This window comes from Mesorhizobium sp. M0768 (assembly GCF_040320195.1).
GTDB lineage: Bacteria > Pseudomonadota > Alphaproteobacteria > Rhizobiales > Rhizobiaceae > Mesorhizobium.
The window spans coordinates 100421-119484 of sequence record NZ_JAMYPD010000008.1 but is presented as its reverse complement, the minus strand read 5'-3'; the positions used below and the strand labels follow the sequence as shown (position 1 = coordinate 119484).

Annotated in this window: 20 protein-coding genes; 10 read left to right on the top strand and 10 right to left on the bottom strand. The window is 62.8% G+C overall.

Annotation, left to right across the window (positions count from 1 at the left end; genetic code table 11):
* The first annotated feature begins 168 nt into the window (after positions 1-168).
* Positions 169-2418, top strand: a complete 2250-nt coding sequence (locus NKI08_RS13565) for a GumC family protein (protein WP_352770032.1) — start codon at positions 169-171, stop codon at positions 2416-2418.
* A gap of 23 nt (positions 2419-2441) precedes the next feature.
* Here the strand turns inward: NKI08_RS13565 and NKI08_RS13560 are convergent, their stop codons facing one another.
* The gene (locus NKI08_RS13560; RefSeq protein ID WP_352770029.1) at positions 2442-3671 is read right to left on the bottom strand and encodes a GNAT family N-acetyltransferase; all 1230 of its coding nucleotides are present in this window, start codon (positions 3669-3671) and stop codon (positions 2442-2444) included.
* 89 nt (positions 3672-3760) lie between these two features.
* On the opposite strand from NKI08_RS13560, the gene NKI08_RS13555 reads away from it, so the two are divergent.
* The gene (locus NKI08_RS13555) at positions 3761-4819 is read left to right on the top strand and encodes a polysaccharide deacetylase family protein (RefSeq protein ID WP_352770027.1); all 1059 of its coding nucleotides are present in this window, start codon (positions 3761-3763) and stop codon (positions 4817-4819) included.
* On the opposite strand, the gene NKI08_RS13550 is transcribed toward NKI08_RS13555, so the two are convergent.
* Positions 4816-5043 (bottom strand): DUF2842 domain-containing protein, encoded by a 228-nt coding sequence (locus tag NKI08_RS13550; RefSeq protein WP_023674629.1) that lies wholly within the window; start codon positions 5041-5043, stop codon positions 4816-4818. The two genes, NKI08_RS13555 and NKI08_RS13550, sit on opposite strands and share 4 nt — an antisense overlap.
* A gap of 151 nt (positions 5044-5194) precedes the next feature.
* Between NKI08_RS13550 and NKI08_RS13545 the strand changes: the two genes are divergently transcribed.
* Complete coding sequence (locus NKI08_RS13545) at positions 5195-6289, top strand: COX15/CtaA family protein (RefSeq protein ID WP_352491886.1); 1095 nt, start codon at positions 5195-5197, stop codon at positions 6287-6289.
* On the opposite strand, the gene NKI08_RS13540 is transcribed toward NKI08_RS13545, so the two are convergent.
* Genes NKI08_RS13540 through speB form a run of 3 tightly spaced genes read right to left on the bottom strand, consistent with a single transcriptional unit; the run spans position 6279 to position 9082 of the window.
* Positions 6279-7118 carry an aminoglycoside phosphotransferase family protein gene (locus NKI08_RS13540; RefSeq protein ID WP_352770022.1) on the bottom strand — a complete coding sequence of 280 codons (840 nt, stop codon included), beginning with the start codon at positions 7116-7118 and terminating at the stop codon, positions 6279-6281. The genes NKI08_RS13545 and NKI08_RS13540 overlap by 11 nt on opposite strands.
* Positions 7119-8045 carry an N-acetyl-gamma-glutamyl-phosphate reductase gene (argC, locus tag NKI08_RS13535; protein ID WP_352501535.1) on the bottom strand — a complete coding sequence of 309 codons (927 nt, stop codon included), beginning with the start codon at positions 8043-8045 and terminating at the stop codon, positions 7119-7121.
* 29 nt (positions 8046-8074) lie between these two features.
* On the bottom strand, positions 8075-9082 hold the full coding sequence (gene speB / locus NKI08_RS13530) for an agmatinase (protein ID WP_352471982.1): 1008 nt from the start codon (positions 9080-9082) through the stop codon (positions 8075-8077).
* 305 nt (positions 9083-9387) lie between these two features.
* On the opposite strand from speB, the gene NKI08_RS13525 reads away from it, so the two are divergent.
* On the top strand, positions 9388-10446 hold the full coding sequence (locus NKI08_RS13525) for a glycerophosphodiester phosphodiesterase family protein (protein WP_352745892.1): 1059 nt from the start codon (positions 9388-9390) through the stop codon (positions 10444-10446).
* A 353-nt stretch (positions 10447-10799) separates the two neighbouring features.
* On the opposite strand, the gene NKI08_RS13520 is transcribed toward NKI08_RS13525, so the two are convergent.
* Positions 10800-11678: an aldo/keto reductase family oxidoreductase gene (locus NKI08_RS13520; protein ID WP_352770017.1), complete on the bottom strand. Its 879-nt coding sequence runs from the start codon at positions 11676-11678 to the stop codon at positions 10800-10802.
* Between the two features lie 94 nt (positions 11679-11772).
* On the opposite strand from NKI08_RS13520, the gene NKI08_RS13515 reads away from it, so the two are divergent.
* Positions 11773-12681, top strand: a complete 909-nt coding sequence (locus tag NKI08_RS13515) for a LysR family transcriptional regulator (protein WP_352614137.1) — start codon at positions 11773-11775, stop codon at positions 12679-12681.
* Between the two features lie 87 nt (positions 12682-12768).
* Here the strand turns inward: NKI08_RS13515 and NKI08_RS13510 are convergent, their stop codons facing one another.
* The 4 genes from NKI08_RS13510 to NKI08_RS13495 form a co-directional block, all read right to left on the bottom strand.
* Positions 12769-13299 (bottom strand): hypothetical protein, encoded by a 531-nt coding sequence (locus tag NKI08_RS13510; RefSeq protein ID WP_352614136.1) that lies wholly within the window; start codon positions 13297-13299, stop codon positions 12769-12771.
* Positions 13300-13523: 224 nt separating this feature from the next.
* A complete protein-coding gene (gene rpsI / locus NKI08_RS13505) occupies positions 13524-14006 on the bottom strand; it encodes a 30S ribosomal protein S9 (RefSeq protein ID WP_023674644.1) in 483 nt (160 codons plus the stop codon).
* Position 14007: 1 nt separating this feature from the next.
* On the bottom strand, positions 14008-14472 hold the full coding sequence (gene rplM, locus NKI08_RS13500) for a 50S ribosomal protein L13 (RefSeq protein WP_352770012.1): 465 nt from the start codon (positions 14470-14472) through the stop codon (positions 14008-14010).
* 214 nt (positions 14473-14686) lie between these two features.
* Positions 14687-15151 (bottom strand): PaaI family thioesterase, encoded by a 465-nt coding sequence (locus NKI08_RS13495; RefSeq protein WP_352770009.1) that lies wholly within the window; start codon positions 15149-15151, stop codon positions 14687-14689.
* A 156-nt stretch (positions 15152-15307) separates the two neighbouring features.
* On the opposite strand from NKI08_RS13495, the gene NKI08_RS13490 reads away from it, so the two are divergent.
* From NKI08_RS13490 to NKI08_RS13470, 5 genes are all read left to right on the top strand, one after another.
* On the top strand, positions 15308-16129 hold the full coding sequence (locus NKI08_RS13490) for an enoyl-CoA hydratase (RefSeq protein ID WP_352501540.1): 822 nt from the start codon (positions 15308-15310) through the stop codon (positions 16127-16129).
* Positions 16130-16138: 9 nt separating this feature from the next.
* A complete protein-coding gene (locus NKI08_RS13485) occupies positions 16139-16561 on the top strand; it encodes a VOC family protein (RefSeq protein WP_352770005.1) in 423 nt (140 codons plus the stop codon).
* A gap of 76 nt (positions 16562-16637) precedes the next feature.
* Positions 16638-17159: a CoA-binding protein gene (locus NKI08_RS13480; RefSeq protein ID WP_352770002.1), complete on the top strand. Its 522-nt coding sequence runs from the start codon at positions 16638-16640 to the stop codon at positions 17157-17159.
* Between the two features lie 194 nt (positions 17160-17353).
* Positions 17354-18634 carry an O-acetylhomoserine aminocarboxypropyltransferase gene (locus tag NKI08_RS13475; protein WP_352769999.1) on the top strand — a complete coding sequence of 427 codons (1281 nt, stop codon included), beginning with the start codon at positions 17354-17356 and terminating at the stop codon, positions 18632-18634.
* Positions 18635-18639: 5 nt separating this feature from the next.
* Positions 18640-18990, top strand: a complete 351-nt coding sequence (locus NKI08_RS13470; RefSeq protein ID WP_352769997.1) for a cupin domain-containing protein — start codon at positions 18640-18642, stop codon at positions 18988-18990.
* Positions 18991-19064: the final 74 nt, after the last annotated feature.

The following is a 19064-nucleotide window of genomic DNA, read 5'->3' as shown; positions in this document are numbered from 1 at the left end:
CGGTAAAGGCGCGCGGCCGATGCGGGCCGGATCGACGAATGCAGATGGTTTTCAGCCTCTTGTTTGCGGCTTGTTAATAGAGCCTGACAGGTTCTTACCGCGATATTAACGGCTGAGTTACCATAGTTGTTTACGGTGCATGCTGACTCAGTACCGGAGCAGGGATGCATGTCCGTTCAATCCGCGGCCGCAGATGTCGACGTCGATCTCAGGCAGCTTTTCGCCAGCCTGGCGCGAAACTGGCTGCGCATCCTTGTCGTCGCACTGGTTGTAACCGGTCTGGCCTTTGCGCTCGCCTGGCTTGCAACGCCCGAATACAAGGCGGCAGCCAAGCTGGAGATCGGGCCTCGAGAATCGGAGTTCACGCGGCCAGCCGGGGCCAACGGCAACGAGCGGTCGATTCCCGACGAAGAGGCTGTGGCCACCGAGGTCCAGATCATCTCGTCCCCCGACATCCTCAAGCAGGTGGCGGCGAAGCTCAACCTGGCGAAATTGCCCGAATTCGACGAGGCGCTGAAGATGTCGGCGCTGAGCCGCGCCCTTGTCCTTGTTGGCTTGAAAAGCGATCCGTTCGAGATTCCGCTGGAAGAGCGCGTGCTGGACGCAATGCATGAGAAGCTCAACGTCTATGGCGTTGAAAAAACCCGCGCGATCGCAATCGAGTTCTCGTCAGAGGATCCAAAGCTTGCCGCCGCGATCCCGAACGCCATTGCAAACGCCTATATCGCCTCCAAGGGCAATGCCAAGCTCGAATCGAATTCCGCCGCCACCGACTTTCTGGCGCCGGAAATCGCGGATCTGCAGAACCGGGTGAAGGAGGCGGAAGCCAAGGTTGCCGCATTCCGTGCGCAGTCCGATCTTTTGATGGGCGGCAACAATTCGGTGCTTGCCACCCAGCAGCTGTCCGAATTGTCGAGCGAACTGTCACGCGTGCGCGCCAATCGCGCTTCGGCGGAAGCGACCGCTGACAGCGTGCGCAGGGCGTTGCGCAATGGCGGCTCGCTGGATGCCGTTCCGGAGGTGTTGTCTTCCGAACTGATCCAGCGCCTGCGCGAGCGGCAAGTCGAACTCAAGAACAACATCGCCGACCTTTCCACCACCTTGCTCGACAACCATCCGCGCATCCGCGCGCTGAAGTCGCAGCTCGCGGATCTCGACCGCCAGATCCGCAACGAAGCGGAAAAGATCATGAAAGGTCTGATGGCGCAGGCCGAGACGGCGAAGGCGCGAGAGGCTCAACTCGTGGCAGACGTCAACACGCTGAAGGCGGCGTCCGCCCGCGCCGGCGAAGAGCAGGTGGAACTCGATGCGCTGCAGCGTGATGCCGCGACCAAGCGTCAGCAGCTCGATCTCTATTCATCCAGCTATCTCCAGGCGGCCGCACGCAAGGATCGCAACTATCTGCCCGTCGACGCTCGCGTATTTTCGGAGGCCCAGGTGCCGGCCGAACCTTATTTCCCCAAGATTGGTCCGATTGTCAGTGCGGCCTTTGTCGGCTCGTTGCTCATCATGGCGATCGTCACGCTGCTGCAGGAACTGTTTTCCGGCCGCGCCATGCGTCCGGCCGCCGGTGCCCATTTCGAGCGCATCGAGCAGGTTGCGATGCCGGCTGTCCAGGCCGAACGCGTGATGGCCGAGCCCGACCCGTCGGTTGGCCGGTCCGAACCGGCAGTCGTTGAGATCGATGAGGCCGACGACGACAATATCATTGAAAGCAAAGTGGAGCCGGAACCCGTCGCGGTGGCGGAAGCGGCTGCCGAGAAAATCGAACCGGAGTACTCTGAAATGGCTGCTGGAGACATTGAACCGGCACGTTCTATCCTCGGCGAGGTCGACATCGACAAGGCCGCGGAAAAACTGATCGCCACCGGTGCCGCCCGCGCCATATTCGTCTCGCCGGAAGGCGACGAGGCGGCTGCCTCGGCAGTGCTGGTGGCGCGCGCAGTCTCCGACGCCGGGCTACGCGTGCTGCTGCTTGATCTCACCGCTTCGGGTGCTGCCTCGCGGCCGATGCTGGACAGTGGGCTGTTTCCGGGCATCACCGATCTGCTCGCCTCACAAGCGCAGTTCAGCGATGTGATCCACCCCGATCTCTATTCGGACTGCCACGTTATTCCCGTCGGCACAGCCGATCCGGTCCGCGCCATGCGCGCCGCCGATCGGCTGCCGATTATCATGCAGTCGCTGACCACCGCCTATGATTTGGTCGTGGTCGAATGCGGACCGGCCGGCGCGCAAGGCATCAGCCGCCTGGTGGGCGAGGGGACCGAGGTCTTGCTCTCCATGCTTGAGCCGGACGACGAGGTGACGCAGGCCGCGGTCGCGCTCATCGAGAGTGGCTATCCCGACCTGACGCTGGTCACGCCCATCGGCCATGTGGCGCCGGGCCCAATGCCGGGACGGCGCTCGGCCGCCTGAGGCAGTTTTCTCTCAAATCGAAATCAGCTGTCGTCTTCGCCTGCGGCCGGTGCTGTCCGCCCCACGGCTTTGCGGCGCAGCAGCTTGGTCAGCTTCCAGACCATTGGGCTGTGCTTGATGAATGCCTTCAGGCTTGCGCCCTGCCTGAGCGCCAGCGCCAGCGCACGACCTTTCGGCGTCAGCGGAACCAGCACCTCGAAATGCTGCGTTTCGACATCGCACCACAATCGCTTGTAGGGTTCGTCGCCAACCGAGAAATCATAGATTTCGAAACCCGCCTCGCAGGCTTCCTGGATGTTCTCGAAGAACAGGAAGTCGCCCGGGCTGGTGTGTGCGAGGTCGTCCTCGGCGATCGCCCCGAACTCGCAGATCAGCCGCTTGCCCGAGCGGCTCGACCCGGTGACTGCACGAAGTTTGCCGGCGACTTCCAGCCCATGCAGGACGAAGGACGGATCTTCCCCTTGAAGCGCGTCGGCAAACAGCGAGCGGAAAAAAGCGCGCACCTCCGCCTCACCGAAAACATTGGCGATGCCCATCTTGCGGAAGCGGAATTCCTTCATCTCAAAAAAGGCATCGAGCAGCATGTGCACCTCGTCCGCAGTCCTCGCCTCGATGCGACGATAGCTGCCAACGGCCTCGAACTTGCGCGCCTGCGAGCGATGCTTCTTGCGCCTGCGCTTGCCGCTCACGCGGGTGAGCAGTGCGTCAAATCCTCCCACAAGACCGGCAGCCAGCGACAGATTGGGGCTCGAAAAATGCGGCAAGGCGGAGAGCGGGTTGGCAACGCCGTCGAGATCGGGCAGCAGCCGCTCCAGCGCGACAAGATCGATGTCGCGCCGCGCCTTGGCAATCGCCGCCAGCATCGAGCGGATCGCCGCGCTATCGGCATTCGCCAGCCATTGCGGGTCGGCGGCGGCAAAATTGCCGTTTGCATGGCGGCCGCCCATGAACCGGGCGACGCGGAACGCTCCACTGCGAGTGACCTCCAGCGCCAGTGAGAAAACCGGCCTGTCCTCGGCGCGCAGCGTCGCAACGACAACGTCGGCGCCGGTATGTGCGGCCCAGTTCAGGATCCAGCCAGCGCTTTGCGCAGGGGCAAAAAGCGCCGAATGGCAGAATTCTGCGTACGCCGCCAACGCCGCACTATCGGCGACCGAGGTTGACAGGCCGGCTTTGCCGGCCGGCAAGGCATACGGCGACGCCTCGCTGCTTGCCAGCCGATTGCCGTCAAATGACGCGGTGGCGTCAACCATACCTCAATCCTTGGGGCGTATTCGTCGCGATTGGGGGTCCGCGCAGGCGCATTCCATGCTTAATGAGCTTAGGCGCAAAAGGTGAATGAATGATCGACGGGGGCGAGGCAATCCGCAAACTGGCGCTCAATCTCGCCCGCTATTCCGGTCTCGCGCCGCTGGCCAAGCCGTTTATCGGCGGCCTTGGCGCCATCCTGATGCTGCATCGGGTCACCGCGACACCGGAAAAGCCGAACGGCGTCAACCGCCACTTGAACATCGCGCCTGGGTTTCTCGACACCGTGATCGCCGACATGAAGGCGAACGGCTACAGTTTCGTCACGCTTGACGAGGCGATCGAGCGCATCAAGGCCGGCGACAAGGACGGCCAGTTTGCGACGATCACCGCCGACGACGCCTATCGAGACAACATGACCGAGGCGCTGCCGGTGCTGGAGAAGCACGGCGCGCCGATCACCATCTACGTCGCGCCGGGACTGATCGACGGCGCTGCCGATTTGTGGTGGGACGTGGTCGAGGACATCGTCAATGCGCGCGATCGTCTGACGCTGACGACGCCGGATGGCCCGGTGACAATCGACTGCTCGAGTCCGGGAAAAAAGGTCCAGGCCAATGCGCGCCTGCACGCTCATCTGACGCTGAAGGTGCGCGAGCAGGACCAGCGTGCGGTGTTGCGCGATCTGGCGCGCTCGAACGGCATCGAATTGGGTGGTCCGCGCCTGAGCACGCTGATGAACTGGGACGAGATCCGCACCATGGCCGGGCACCCGCTGGTGACGATCGGCGCACATAGCGTCAATCACTGCAATCTGAAGCGGCTTCCCGAGAGCGATGCGCGACATGAGATCGGCGACGTCAAGCGCATATTGCAGGCCAAACTCGGCGAGGAACCGCGCCATTTCGCCTATCCCTACGGTTATGCCAGTGCCGTCGGCCGCCGCGAAGTAGGCCTAGCCCGCGATGCCGGCTACGCCTCGGCGGTGACGACCCGCCACGGCATACTCCGCGCCGAGCATGCCGGCTTCCTGCACGCCCTGCCGCGCATTTCGGTCAATGGCCGCTATCAGAGCGTCGCCCACATCCGAACAATGTTGTCGGGCGTGACGACGCCGCTGGCCAATGCCGGCAAGACGGTGGTGACGATCTAACTGTTGCCTCGCCCCTTCGGCCGCGGCTCCAGGATCAGCCATTTGATGATGCCCATCGCCGGCAGCACCCACAAAAGCCCGCTGAGCAGGAAGAAGATGAAGTGCGCCAGCGGCCCGGACTGCGACAATTGGGCAACCGCCACGATCGAGGCGACCAGCGCATAGACAATGACCAGCACTACCAGCAGGAAGCTTCCGATCAGCTTTTTCAGGCGAATGGGCATGGCGCGATCTCGTTGATCGCTATCGCTTAGGCCGAACAGCCAATACGCGCAACCTGCCAGAAACGGCGCGACGGCGTGCCGCGCTGTCCGGTCTTGCAAGCCGGGTTGCGATGGTTCACCAATCCGCGACTTCAACTGCCGGGACAAATCCATGGCTGCTGCCATATCCGATGCCGCGCCTTTCGCCGCCCGCGATCGCGACCTTCGCAACCGCGCGCTGGTACGCGGTTGGCTCTATGTCGTGCTCCTGGTGCTGTTTGCGCTGGTACTGGTCGGCGGCGCTACAAGGCTCACCAATTCCGGCCTGTCGATCACCGAATGGCAGCCGATACACGGCGTTATCCCGCCGCTCAATGATGCCGAGTGGCAGGAGGAGTTCCTGCGCTACCAGCAGACCCCGCAATATGCCGAACTCAACAACGGCATGAGCATCGAGGCGTTCAAATCGATCTTCTGGTGGGAATGGGTGCACCGCATCCTGGCGCGTAGTGTCGGCGTGGTCTTCGCCCTGCCGCTGCTGTTCTTCTGGGCGACGCGCCGCATCGAGCGGGGCCTCGGCACGAAATTGTCGGGCATCCTCCTTCTCGGCGCCCTGCAGGGCGCGATAGGCTGGTGGATGGTGGCGTCCGGGTTGGTTGACCGGGTTTCGGTCAGCCAATATCGGCTGGCGACGCATCTGACGCTGGCGGCGCTGATCTTCACGGCGACCATGGTGGTCGCGCGTGGGCTGGCGCCGCACTCGGAACCTGCCGCCGACCGCTCGACGCAACGTCTGGCCGGCTTCCTGGTGCTGCTGGCGCTGGTCCAGATCTATCTCGGCGGGCTGGTCGCAGGGCTAGACGCCGGCTTGAGCTACAACACCTGGCCGCTGATGGACGGCAAGCTGGTCCCTGGCGACCTGCTGCTGCTGGAGCCGGCATGGCGCAATTTCTTCGAAAACCCGAAGACGGTGCAATTCGTCCACCGGGTCGGCGCCTACACGATCTTCGCGGTCGCGCTCTGGCACATGATTGCGACACGCCGGCGCCTGCCGGGCACGACGCATGCCCGACGCGCGACGCTGCTGTTCCTGATTGTCGTGGTGCAGGCGTCGATCGGCATCGGCACGCTATTGATGCAGGTGCCTCTGCACATGGCCCTGACGCATCAGGCATTCGCGCTGGTTCTGCTGGGCTTCGCCGCCGCGCATTGGCGCGGTACCAAGGGCGCTTACCCGCTGCCCCACGAGATCGCTCTCAGAGGCTGAGCCGCACCCGCCGGATTGCCGCGGCAATCGCCAGCTCGCGGTTTTCGTCGACCGCATTGCGATCTTCATGGTGCCATGCAGCCGACAGGCAGCCATAGGCGATGGCGTGGTCCAGTATCGCGGGCGGCGACTGGCCGAGCGTTGCGGCAAAGACATGCGCCATATGCGCGATCCGCCGCGGATCGGTGCAAAGATCGTCTCGGTCGAGTGGGTTGTAGAACACATTGGCGGCATCGAAGCCGGGGTCGCCGAGAACGCCCTTCGGATCGATCGCCAGCCAGCCGCGCGGACCGTGCATGATGTTGTCGTGATGCAGGTCGCCATGCAGCGGCCGTACGTCGTGCGGATTGGACAACAGCCGTTCCGCGATTTCGGCAGCTTCGACATACAGGCTCTTTTCGCCGGCGGCGCGATCGGCCTTCGCCTTTTTGAACAGGCTGGAAAACAGGATCCGCAACGGCTGAAGGTCCGGCGGGGCAGGGTGCTTCGACGGCGAGAACAGCTTGGCCATTACCTCCGCCGCGATCGCGGTGGCGGCATTGTCGCCCTGATCCGCAATCATCTGTGACAGCGAGGTTTCGCCGGCATACTCGAGCAGCATCCGGTGGCCATCGCGACCCAGCAGCCGCACCGCGCCTTCGCCGCGTCGCCAGGCGAGGAAATGCTCGCCGCGCAACTCGTCCTCGACATCGTCGAAAGGCTTTAGATCCTTGACGATTGCCGGTGAGCCGTCTTCGCGATCAACCTTCCAGATGCGGCTGCTGAACGTTTCGGCGATGAGTTCGGGCGCGCCGACCTTCCAGCGCTTCGGAAATGCTGGCGCATCCATTCAGAGGCCGAGCATCAGATCCATGTTCTGCACGGCAGCGCCCGAGGCGCCCTTGCCGAGATTGTCGTAGACGGCAAGCAGCAGCGCCTGCGCCCTGTTATCATTGGCAAAGACATAGAGCTTCATCCGGTTGGTGCCGTTGTAGATCTCCGGATCGATGTCGGGCATGCGTTCCTGATGCAGATACGGCGCCACCTCGACCACGCCGCCATCGATGGAAGCGAAATGATCGGCGATCGCCGCGTGAAGCTCGGCGCCGGTCGGCACATGGTCGAGGCCGCCGAGTTGCAGCGGCACCACCGTGATCATGCCTTGCGCGAAATTGCCGACTGCCGGCTGCATGATCGGATCGTGCGAAAGCCTGGCATAGGTCCTGAGTTCCGGCACGTGCTTGTGCTGCAGCGTCAGTCCGTAGGGCAGGAATTCCGGCGCATCCTCGCCCTTGGCGACATAATCCTCGATCATCGGCCGGCCGCCGCCGGAATAGCCGGAAATGCCGTTGACGGTGACCGGAAAATCGGCCGGCAGCAGCCCCGCCGCAACCAGCGGCCGCAGCGTCGCGATTGGTCCTTGCGGCCAGCAGCCCGGATTGGCGACGCGCTTCGCCGAAGCGATCTTCTTCGCCTGGTCCTTGTCCATTTCGGCGAAACCATATTCCCACCCATCGGCGACACGATGCGCCGTCGAGGCGTCGATCACTTTGGTGGTGTCATTGGCGATCAGCGAAACGCTTTCCTTGGCGGCCGCGTCCGGCAGGCAGAGAATCGCGACATCGGCGGCATTGAGGAACTCGGCGCGCGCTGCCGTTTCCTTGCGGCGCTCGGTCGGGATGGAGATGATTTCCAGGTCGCCGCGCTCGGCAAGCAGCGCCCTTATCTGCAGACCGGTGGTGCCGTGCTCGCCGTCGATGAAGATTTTCGGTTTCATTGCGTGCCAAAATTCCTGTTATCTCAAAGCTATATGCCGCTCGCCTGATTCAATCCGGCAACGCTGTGATTGCCTTGGTTCATTTCCTCGAGCCGGGCCTTTCGTTCCGCCAGCAGCCCGAGATAGTGCATGGCCACCATCGAGCCGGCAATCGCCGTTATATCGGCGTGATCATAGGCTGGCGCAACCTCGACGACGTCGGCGCCGACGATATCGAGCTGGTTGATCTGGCGCAGCACCGACAGGATCTTTGCCGAAGACGGGCCTCCCGCGACCGGCGTTCCGGTGCCGGGCGCAAAAGCCGGGTCCAGGCAATCGATGTCGAAAGTGACATAGGTCTTCTTGCCGCCCGTACGGTCGACGATGGCATACGCGATGTCGGACGCACGCATTTCCTCCACTTCATGGCCGTACAGGATCTTGATACCGAACGTGTCGGGCGCATGGGTGCGGATGCCGATCTGGATCGACCGGTCGGGGTCGATGATGCCCTCCTTGACTGCACGGCCGACGAAGGAGCCGTGATCGATGCGCTTGCCGTCGTCGGGCCAGGTGTCCTGGTGTGCGTCGAACTGCACCAGAGCCAGCGGGCCATGGATGGCGGCATGCGCCTTGAGCAGCGGCCAGGTGACGAAGTGATCGCCACCGAGTGACAGCAGAAAGGCGCCGGATTTCAGGATCTTGGCCGCTTCGCGTTCGATCGTGGCAGGCGTCTTCTGGTGATTGCCGCTGTCGAGCAGGCAGTCGCCATAATCGACCACGGCAAGCTGTTCGAACAGATCGCGCGAAAACGGATATTGCGGGTCGTTGTCGAGGATGGCCGAGGCGCGGCGGATTGCCTGCGGCCCGAAACGGGCGCCCGGCCGATTGGTGACCGCAGCGTCGAAGGGAATGCCCCACACCACCGCATCGGCGTCCTTCACGTCCTTCGAATATTTGCGCCGCATGAACGACAGGGCGCCGGCATAGGTCGGCTCGAACGACGCACCCGTCCTGGAGCGGGTGGTGAAGGCATGATCGATGGTCCTTGGCGGCATGAAGCGATCTCCTGTGCGTCGACGCGCAACCTTATTGGACATAATTCTCAGAATTGCGACCCCTGCGGAGGATCATGGCCATTCGATCCGGTCACAAATCCTTGCTCGCCAGGCGAACCCGGCATGGCTCGCCAGGAGATTGCCTGGCAAGCAACCGAAAGTAGCCGCCGAAGACTGCTTCGGCCGGCGCTGACCTGATTTTCCGGCATTTTGCAAGCCGGCTTCGTTCACCTGCCTGTCACGGGCATCGCTTAACCGGGGTGCGATCCCGGTACGGAGCGATTCTCGTGCGAATGACCTGTCTCATGCGAACGATTTGGCTGAGCCTTCTACTTTCCGCGGCGCTGGCGCTCTCCCTTGGCCAGGCATCGGCAGGCGAAACGCGCGCCAGGCAGATTCTCGACCGCTTCGAGCACGCCAACCAATGGCGCGACCATGTGATAGTGGCCGCGCACCGCGCCGGCGGCATGCAATCCGGCAAGACGCTCTATCCCGAAAATTCGATCGCCGCCGCCGAGGCGTCGATCGCAATGGGCGCCGAAATCGTCGAGGTCGATATAAGGCGCTCGAAGGACGGACAGTTCGTCGTCATGCATGACAGTTGGCTCGACCGCACGACGAATTGCAAGGGTGAGGTGGTCAACCGCACGATGGCCGAACTCAAGACGTGCCGTTTGGTGATCGAAGGCACCGGCGCCGTTACGGGCGAGACGGTCTCGACGTTGCGCGAGATGTTGATGACGACCAGGGACAGGATCCTCATCAATCTCGACAACAAGCTCGACACCGAAAGCCTCGTCGGCATGGTCGCGGTTGCGCGCGACCTCGGCATGGCCGAACAGGTGATCGTCAAGGAGAACCTGTGGAATGCGGAGCGGATTGCCAGTGTCAAGGCCGCCATGGACGCGATCGGCAGCGGCTTCCAGTTCATGCCGATTATCGCCGATGACGCGGTTCGCGACGCCATGTTTGCCGAGAAAGTGGGCCGGGCCTTCCCGATGCGCGCGGTCGAGATGATCAACTGGCGCATGGGATCAGAGACACTGACCGAGACCGGCGGCCCGCTGTTCAGCCCGCGCATGCGCGCGCTGGCGGTGAGGGGCGACTGGCACATCTGGGCCGACACCTATGCCATCGTCAACAAGCCGGGAGGCTTCCTCGCCGGCGGTCGCGGCGACGAGCTGGCGGTTGCGGCCAGCCTGCCGCGCGAGACTTATGGCTTCTGGGTCGAGCGCGGCGCCACCATCATCCAGACCGACGAACCGAAGGCCGCCATCAGTTGGCTGGCGGCGAACGGTTTTCGCGTGCCCTATGCCGGTGAGAAGCGCCCGGCCGAGCCGGCCAACACGGCCAGCATCAACTAGATCGGCGCGGCGAGAATTGGATCTCCCTCTTGTGGTGACGATGCCCGGCAGGGCAGAAGGGCGCTGTCCCGCCGACCCCAGGCCGGCAGCGCCAAACTTTCGAAGGAACCCAGAAACAGAAAACCCGCCTCCGTGGGCGGGTCGCTGGAGCCAATTAGCACCATACCCAGATTAGTAGCATAGCTGCCGGCACAAAGCAAGAACAAAATGTGGCGTGGTGGCAGAAAAATGCGACGATCCTTCAGCGCCTCGGCGGTTCCGCCTGCAAGGTCGCGCCTTCGCTGTCCTGCCGGCAATCTCCCCCGCAAGGGAACCCACTTGGGGGAGATTGGCTCATCACTGCCTTCGGCAATCTACCCGCAGGCCGCCATTGCCACACCATCCAGCTCCTTGATGACATCGTCCGACAGTTCGAGGTCGGCAGCGGCGAGGTTCTCCCTGAGATGCACGACGGAAGACGTGCCGGGAATCAGAAGAATGTTGGGCGCGCGGCGAAGCAGCCAGGCGAGCGCGACCTGCATGGGCGTGGCGCCGAGGCGTGCGGCGACCTTGGACAAGGTCGACGACTGCAACGGGTTGAAGCCGCCAAGCGGGAAGAACGGCACATAGGCGGTGCCGTCGCGGGCCAGATCGTCGATCGAGGCATCATCGCCCCGATGCGCCAGATTGTACTGGTTCTGCACGCAGACGATCCTGCACATCCTGCGGCCTTCGGCGATCTGCGCAGCGGTGACGTTGCTCAGCCCGATGTGGCGCACGAGGCCCTGTCGCTGGAGCTCGGCAAGCGTCGCAAGCGGCGCCTCGATCGACCCTTCGGCGGGGCCATGCGCGTCGAACATGACCCGAAGGTTGACCACCTCCAGCACGTCGAGTCCGAGATTGTGCAGATTGTCGTGCACCGCCTGTGTCAGCTCTTCTGCCGAGAAGGCCGGCAGCCATGAGCCATCCGTGCCGCGTCGGGCACCGATCTTGGTGACGATAACGAGGTCGTCGGGATAGGGTGCGAGCGCTTCGCGGATCAACAGGTTGGTCACCTGCGGGCCATAGAAGTCGCTGGTGTCGATGTGGTTGACGCCTTGTGCAACGGCTTCGCGCAGTACGGCCAATGCCGCGTCGTGGTCCTTTGGTGGGCCGAAGACGCCTGGCCCTGCGAGCTGCATGGCGCCGTAGCCGAGCCGTCTCACCTTACGGTCGCCGAGGATGAATGTGCCGGAATGGTTGACGCTGGACATGGTCTTTCTCCTTCAGGAACGGTGCACAGATAGACGCTGTCCGATCTCATGATAATTGGCTACAATTCGCACGGGCTGTGCGGAATGACGAACAATGCAGATTGATCTCGGGGACCTGAACGCCTTCGTGGCCGTAGCGCGCGCCAAAGGTTTTCGGGATGCGGCACGCGCCAGCGGCGGCAGTGCGTCCGGCTTGAGCGAGGCGGTGCGGCGCCTGGAGACGCAGCTCGGTGTCAGGCTGCTCAACCGGACGACCCGCAGCGTTGTCCTGACGGAAGCCGGCGAAGGCCTGCTGGCGCGGCTCGGTCCTGCCTTGACCGAGGTGGAGTCGGCCCTCGACGTAGTGAACGGCTTTCGCGACAGGCCGGCAGGTACGTTGCGCCTCAATGTGCCGGTCAGCGCGGCGCGGCTGGTACTGCCCAGCATCGTTCCGCCTTTTCTCGCCGCCTATCCGGGCATCCGGTTGGAGGTGATCTCGGAGGAGAGCTTCGTCGATGTGCTGGCGGCGGGGTGCGACGCCGGCATTCGCTATGAGGAGCGGCTGGAGCAGGACATGATCGCTGTGCCGATCGGACCGCGTGTGCAGCGCTTCGCCACCGCCGCCAGCCCGGCCTACCTGGATCGTCATGGCCGGCCGCAACACCCGCGCGACCTGCTCGGCCACGCCTGCCTGCGCGGCCGCTTTGCCAGCCGTGCGATGCCGCCGTGGGAATTCGAGCGCGACGGCGAGGTGGTGCGGGTCGACCCGACGGGGCCGCTTCTCGTGACCCTGGGCGGGGCGACTGACCTCAAAGTCGATGCAGCCATCGCCGGCACCGGCATCATCAGCCTGTTCGAGGATTGGCTACGTCCTCACTTCGAGAGCGGAGCGCTCGAACCGCTGCTTGAACCCTGGTGGCAGAGCTTCTCCGGGCCGTTCCTTTACTATCCCGGACGGCGCCTCGTGCCGGCGCCGTTGCGGGCGTTCATTGACTTCATCAAGGCGTCCGCCGGCCAGCCCTGACACCCGGGAGAGCCGCGCCCGAAAATAAGCGCGGCTCCCTTCCCTCAGGTGACCCGCCACTACGCTTCGCGGCAGGTGTTGCTTGATCTATTTGACTGGAATCATCAGGTGCGCGTAGGGCGTGCCGGGGAACATGACGTATGGTTGTGTGGGGTTCGGCTCGTGGGGATACAAGGCCATCATGTCTGGTGCGTTCATGACCATCACGTGCGGACCATCATGCAGCCATTCGGCCCCCTCCGGCGGCTTGGTTGCAAAGGGGTCGGTATTGCTGGCCGCATCGCCTCCTTTTAGCATGTAGGCGAAAGCAACTTTCCCTGCAGGCGGCTCCTTCTTGGACATGATCGCGTGCATCCACGCCATCCCGTTCTCATCCGTGCACATTGGGTCGTCGGCGGGAGTGCTCGGGTCGTCCGGGATGCAAGTGAAACCGTTGGTGCCCTTCCTCAACGTTTTCATCTCCCAATTCACGACGGCGGCGTTTTTGCCGACAGCCGCCGGTGCCGCTGTAATCGCATTATCGATGAGCTGCTCGTCGCTTTTGTCGGCAGCAGGCGCGGCGAATGCCCAAGTGGCGGCGACAGCTGCCAGAAACACACTGCTGGAATGGATGCGCATTGCCTCCTCCTTCGCGAGCGTCGGGTTACCGGCGCGTCGCAACGTGCACAGCTCCCGCTCTGTGGAGTTGGCTGCTGCCCTGGGATCTGGAACGCGCCTGTAATTAAGATACTACTAATATTATGTTGGGTCACCTGAAGATGCGGGATTGCTTATGTCGACAAAGAAAAGGGGCTGCGAATACGCAGCCCCTCTGAAAAAATCGATAGAAAACAGGTCTCTGTTTAACGCTTCGAGAACTGGAAGGAGCGGCGGGCCTTCGCCTTGCCGTACTTCTTGCGCTCGACGACGCGGCTGTCGCGGGTCAGGAAGCCGCCCTTCTTGAGCACGGCGCGCAGCGCCGGCTCGTAATAGGTCAGCGCCTTGGAGATGCCGTGGCGCACGGCACCCGCCTGGCCGGAAAGGCCGCCGCCGATGACGGTGGCAACGATGTCGTACTGGCCGGCGCGATTGGCGGCGATAATCGGCTGGTTGAGGATCATCTGCAGCACCGGACGCGCGAAATATTCGGCGAACACCTTGTCGTTTACGACGATCTTGCCGGAGCCGGGCTTCACCCAGACGCGGGCGATGGCGTTCTTGCGCTTGCCGGTGGCGTAGGCGCGGCCCGACTTATCGAGTTTCTGGACGTGGACGGGTGCGGCCGGCTGGGTGTTGGTATTGCCGGTGGCAGCTCCGAGTTCTGCGAGCGAGGAAAGCTCAGCCATCTTACGAAACCTTCTTGTTCTTGGCGTTCAGCTTGGCCACGTCGAGGACGACGGGCTGCTGGGCGACATGCGGATGGTCCGTGCCTGCATAGACGCGGAGGTTCTTCATCTGGCGACGGCCGAGCGGGCCACGCGGGATCATGCGTTCGACGGCCTTCTCGACGACACGTTCGGGGAAACGACCCTCGAGCAGCTGGCGCGCGGTGCGCTCCTTGACGCCGCCGGGGTGGCCGGTGTGCCAGTAATAGACCTTGTCGGTGAACTTCTTGCCGGTGAACACCACCTTGTCGGCATTGATGACGATGACGTTGTCGCCGTCGTCGACGTGCGGGGTGAAGGTGGGCTTGTGTTTGCCGCGAAGATGATTGGCGATGACAGTGGCGAGACGGCCGACGACGAGACCATCGGCGTCGATCAGCACCCACTTCTTCACCACATCCGCAGGCTTCTGCGAAAAGGTTGCCATGGATTGTTGCTTTCGGTTCGGACCTTCAAAAGAAGGCGTTTCTTGTTGCTTGGATTGGCGAAAGGCGCTTGCCCGCCGCCAATAACAAAACGGCGGCCTTTGCGGGCCGCTGTTCCGTGAGGGCTTATAGGGGAGGGGTTCGACCGCGTCAAGGCGCATGAAATGTCGGCGAGCTATCAAAATCCAGCAAAAACAATGCCTTGGATGAAAGGTATTATTTTACCACACCATCAATCCGCTTTGGCGGGATCGAATAGGTGCCCGTTGCGTGCGCTACCGTGTGTCCCTCCGGGCCGGCGACGATGTCGATATCGAACACCATCAGGCTCTTGCCGAGCTTGAGGATGCGGCAATGGCCGTCGATAGGACCACTCTCGGCCTTGCGGACGAAATTGATGTTGAGACTGGTGGTGACCGAAAGCGCATCCGGTCCGGCATGCGAGAGCACGCAGACATAGCCGCCTATGTCGGCCAGCGTGAACAGCGCCGAACCCGACACGGTGCCGCCGGGACGCAAATGGCGCTCGTCGGCGTTGAGGCGCACGACACAGCCGCCTGGAAACACCTCCAACGCCTCGTAGAAGGTGAACTGGTCGTTGAGCTGCGGGAAAATGGTCGCCATCAGCGCGTTGATTTCGGCAGCCGCCAGCACCGGCTTGAGATTGCTGTGGGCGGGCATTTCAGTCTCCCGGTTTGCGCCCTGCATGTATGAACGCGACGTGGCGTTTCTGGCAACACCCCATTCATTATGGCAGAAGCGGACGAGGAAGTTGGACGAAGCGAGGCGGCATACTAGATTAGTCCATCATCGATCCGGAATCGCAGAGGAATGATCATGGCCGAAATCGTCGCCATCAAGCCTGCCGTTGCCGAAGGGCCGGTCGTCTCCAGGCTGGACAACGGTGTGCTGCGCCTGACGCTCGCCAATCCGCCGGCCAACGCTCTTTCGCTTGCAGTGATGGCGGCGCTGACGGCGGAACTCGACCGCGCCAAGGCCGACAAATCCGTCCGCGTCATCGTCCTTGGGGCGACCGGCAAAGTGTTCTGCGCCGGGCACGACCTCAAGGAGTTGAGCGCGCACCGCGCCGATGCCGATCGCGGCAGGGGCTTCTTCGAAAAGACGTTTTCCGCCTGCGCCGCGCTGATGCAGGCGATCGTTCGCCATCCTAAGCCGGTGATCGCCGAAGTCGACGGTCTGGCGACGGCGGCCGGATTGCAGTTGGTCGCCAGCTGCGATCTCGCCATCGCCTCGCACGAGGCGACCTTCTGCACGCCTGGCGTCAATATCGGACTGTTCTGCTCGACGCCGATGGTGGCGCTGTCGCGCAACGTTTCGCGCAAGCACGCCATGGAGATGCTTTTGACCGGCGAGACGATCGATGCGGCAACCGCCAAGGAATTCGGCTTGGTCAACCGCGTCGTGCCGCGCGAATATCTGAATCAGATTGTCACCAAATACGCGCAAACCATTGCGTCCAAATCCTCCCTGGTCGTCAAGATCGGCAAGGAAGCCTTCTACGAACAGGCAGAAATGGGGCTGGCCGAGGCCTATGATTACACCGGGCGCGTCATGGTCGAAAACATGCTGGCGCGCGATGCGGAAGAGGGCATTGGCGCCTTCATCGGCAAGCGCAAGCCGGAGTGGCCGGAGGAATAGGAGGCGGATATGGAACCGCGCATCTCCATCATCACCATCGCCACCGACGATCTCGACCGTGCGACGCGCTTCTATGAGGCGATGGGCCTGACCCGCCATGCCGGGATCACCGAGGGCGTTGCCTTCTTCCAGATGGGCGGCGCCATTCTTGGCTTGTTTCCGCGCCCAAGCGCCGAAGAGGATTCGGGCGTCAGCTTCTCGAAGGCGCCGTCGGCCGTCTACCTCGCCTACAACACCCGCTCTGACGCCGAGGTCGACGAAGTGCTTGCGGCGGCTGAGAAGGCCGGCGGCAAGATCGTCAAGCCGGCCGGGCGCGCCTTCTGGGGCGGCTGGTACGGCTATTTCGCCGATGCCGACGGGCATGTCTGGGAAGTCGCGCACAATCCGGCTTTTCCGATCGCGGAAGACGGATCGATTTCGCTGCCGGGCTGACGACGTTCTCCCTGGCCCATTGCAAGCCACTTGCTCGGCTGTTGGCACCTCACTCCGAAGCGCTGTATGACGAGGCATGAACCACGACGCCTACGACAACGCCTATATCGCCGGCATCCTCAATTCGGTGAAGACCATCGCCATGGTCGGCGCATCGGCCTATGACGTGCGGCCGAGCTATTTCGTGCTGAAATATCTGCTCGGCAAAGGGTTTTCGGTGTTCCCGATCAATCCCGGCCAGGCCGGCAAGGAAATCCTCGGGCGGATGACCTATGCCAGGCTGGCCGATGTTCCAGAGCCAATCGACATGGTCGACGTCTTTCGCGGCTCCGCTGCCGTGCCGGGCATCGTGGACGAGGTGTTGCGGCTCGATCCGCTGCCGAAGGTCATCTGGATGCAGCTTGGTGTGCGCAATGACGAGGCCGCCGCGCGCGCCGAGGCCGCCGGCATCAAGGTGGTGATGAACCGTTGCCCCAAGATCGAATATGGCAAGCTGTCCGGCGAGATCGGCTGGACCGGCGTCAATTCCGGCGTTTTGTCGTCGAAGAAGCCGCTGATGCGGCCGGGATTCCAGAGTTTCGGCGTTCGCCAGAAGTAGGTAGTGAATAGTGAATGGTGAATAGAAAGATTTTTCTGGAAGGCGGGCAAGGCGGCATATGAGCCGCTTGCAATCAGGGTGGGGCTGGCCGACTTTGCCATTCACCATTCACCATTCACCATTCACCATTCACCATTCACCATTCACCATTCACCATTCACCATTCACCATTCACCATTGAGGGAGGTTTTTCGATGGCCCGCACGCCCGGTTTCAACACGCTCGCCGTCCATGCCGGCGCCAAGCCGGATCCGGCGACCGGCGCGCGAGCGACGCCGATCTACCAGACCACCTCCTTCGTCTTCGACGATGCCGACCATGCCGCCTCGCTGTTCGGGCTGAAGGCGTTCGGCAACATCTACACCCGCATCATGAACCCGACGCAGGCGGTGCTGGAAGAGCGCATCGCGGCACTCGAAGGCGGCACGGCAGGCCTTGCGGTCGCCTCCGGCCATGCCGCGCAGGTGCTGGTCTTCCACAATCTGATGCAGCCCGGCGACAATTTCGTTTCCGCGACAAAGCTTTACGGCGGCTCGATCAACCAATTCGGCCACGCCTTCAAGAATTTCGGTTGGCAGGTGCGCTGGGCCGACACCAATGACGTCTCGACCTTCGAGAGCCAGATCGACGACAGGACCAAGGCAATCTTCATCGAGAGCCTGGCCAATCCCGGCGGCGTCTTCGTCGACATCGAGAAGATTGGCGACATCGCCCGCAAGCACGGCCTGCCGCTGATCGTCGACAACACGCTGGCCTCGCCCTATCTGCTGCGGCCGATCGAGCATGGCGCCGACATCGTCGTGCATTCGCTGACCAAGTTCATCGGCGGTCACGGCAATTCGATCGGCGGCGCCATTGTCGACGGCGGCACGTTCGATTGGTCGAAGTCGGGCAAGTATCCGATGCTGTCGGAGCCGCGCCCCGAATATGGCGGCCTCGTCCTGCACGAGACCTTCGGCAATTTCGCCTTCGCCATCGCTGCTCGCGTGCTCGGCCTGCGCGATATCGGCGCGGCGATTTCGCCGTTCAACGCATTCCTTATCCTGACCGGTCTGGAAACCTTGCCGCTCAGGATGCAGCGCCACTGCGACAATGCGGCGGCGGTCGCCGGATGGCTTTCCAACCATCCCAAGGTTGCCTGGGTTTCCTATCCCGGCCTGCCCAGCGACAAGAACAACGCGTTGCAGAAGAAGTACTCGCCGCTTGGCGCCGGCGCGGTGTTCACATTCGGGCTGAAGGGCGGCTATGCGGCGGGCATCAAGTTCGTCGAGGCGCTCGAACTGTTCTCGCATCTGGCCAATGTCGGCGACACCAAGTCGCTGGTCATCCACCCGGCATCGACCACGCATCGCCAGCTTTCCGACGAGCAGAAGATCAACGCCGGGGCAGGGCCTGACACGGTCAGGCTTTCGGTCGGCATCGAGGACGTCAACGACATCGTCGCCGATCTGGAACAGGCTCTCGCCAAGGTTTGATCGCCATGGCTACGCCGAAATTTCTTTCCGTCGGCGTCGACGCCGTCGAACCGGAACTTGGCGCACCAGCGCCGGATCGCCTGATGTCGGGCGATCCGAAATTCCGCACCTGGAATGTCGAGGAACAGCACGGCGGCCTCTATGCCGGCGTCTGGGAAGCGACGCCAGGCAAATGGCGCATCGAATATGATGAGTGGGAGTTCTGCCACATCCTGTCAGGGGTTTCGGTGATCGCTGAAGACGGCGGCGATGCGCGCACCGTCAGGGCAGGCGACAGCTTCGTGCTGAGGCCGGGCTTTAGAGGAAGCTGGGAAGTGCTTGAAACGACGCGCAAGGAGTATGTAATCAAGCTTTGATTTCGCATGGCGCCGGACTTTACAAAAGCGATCGATGTCCGTGTCGGAAAATCCGTATCGGCTCATCATGTCGC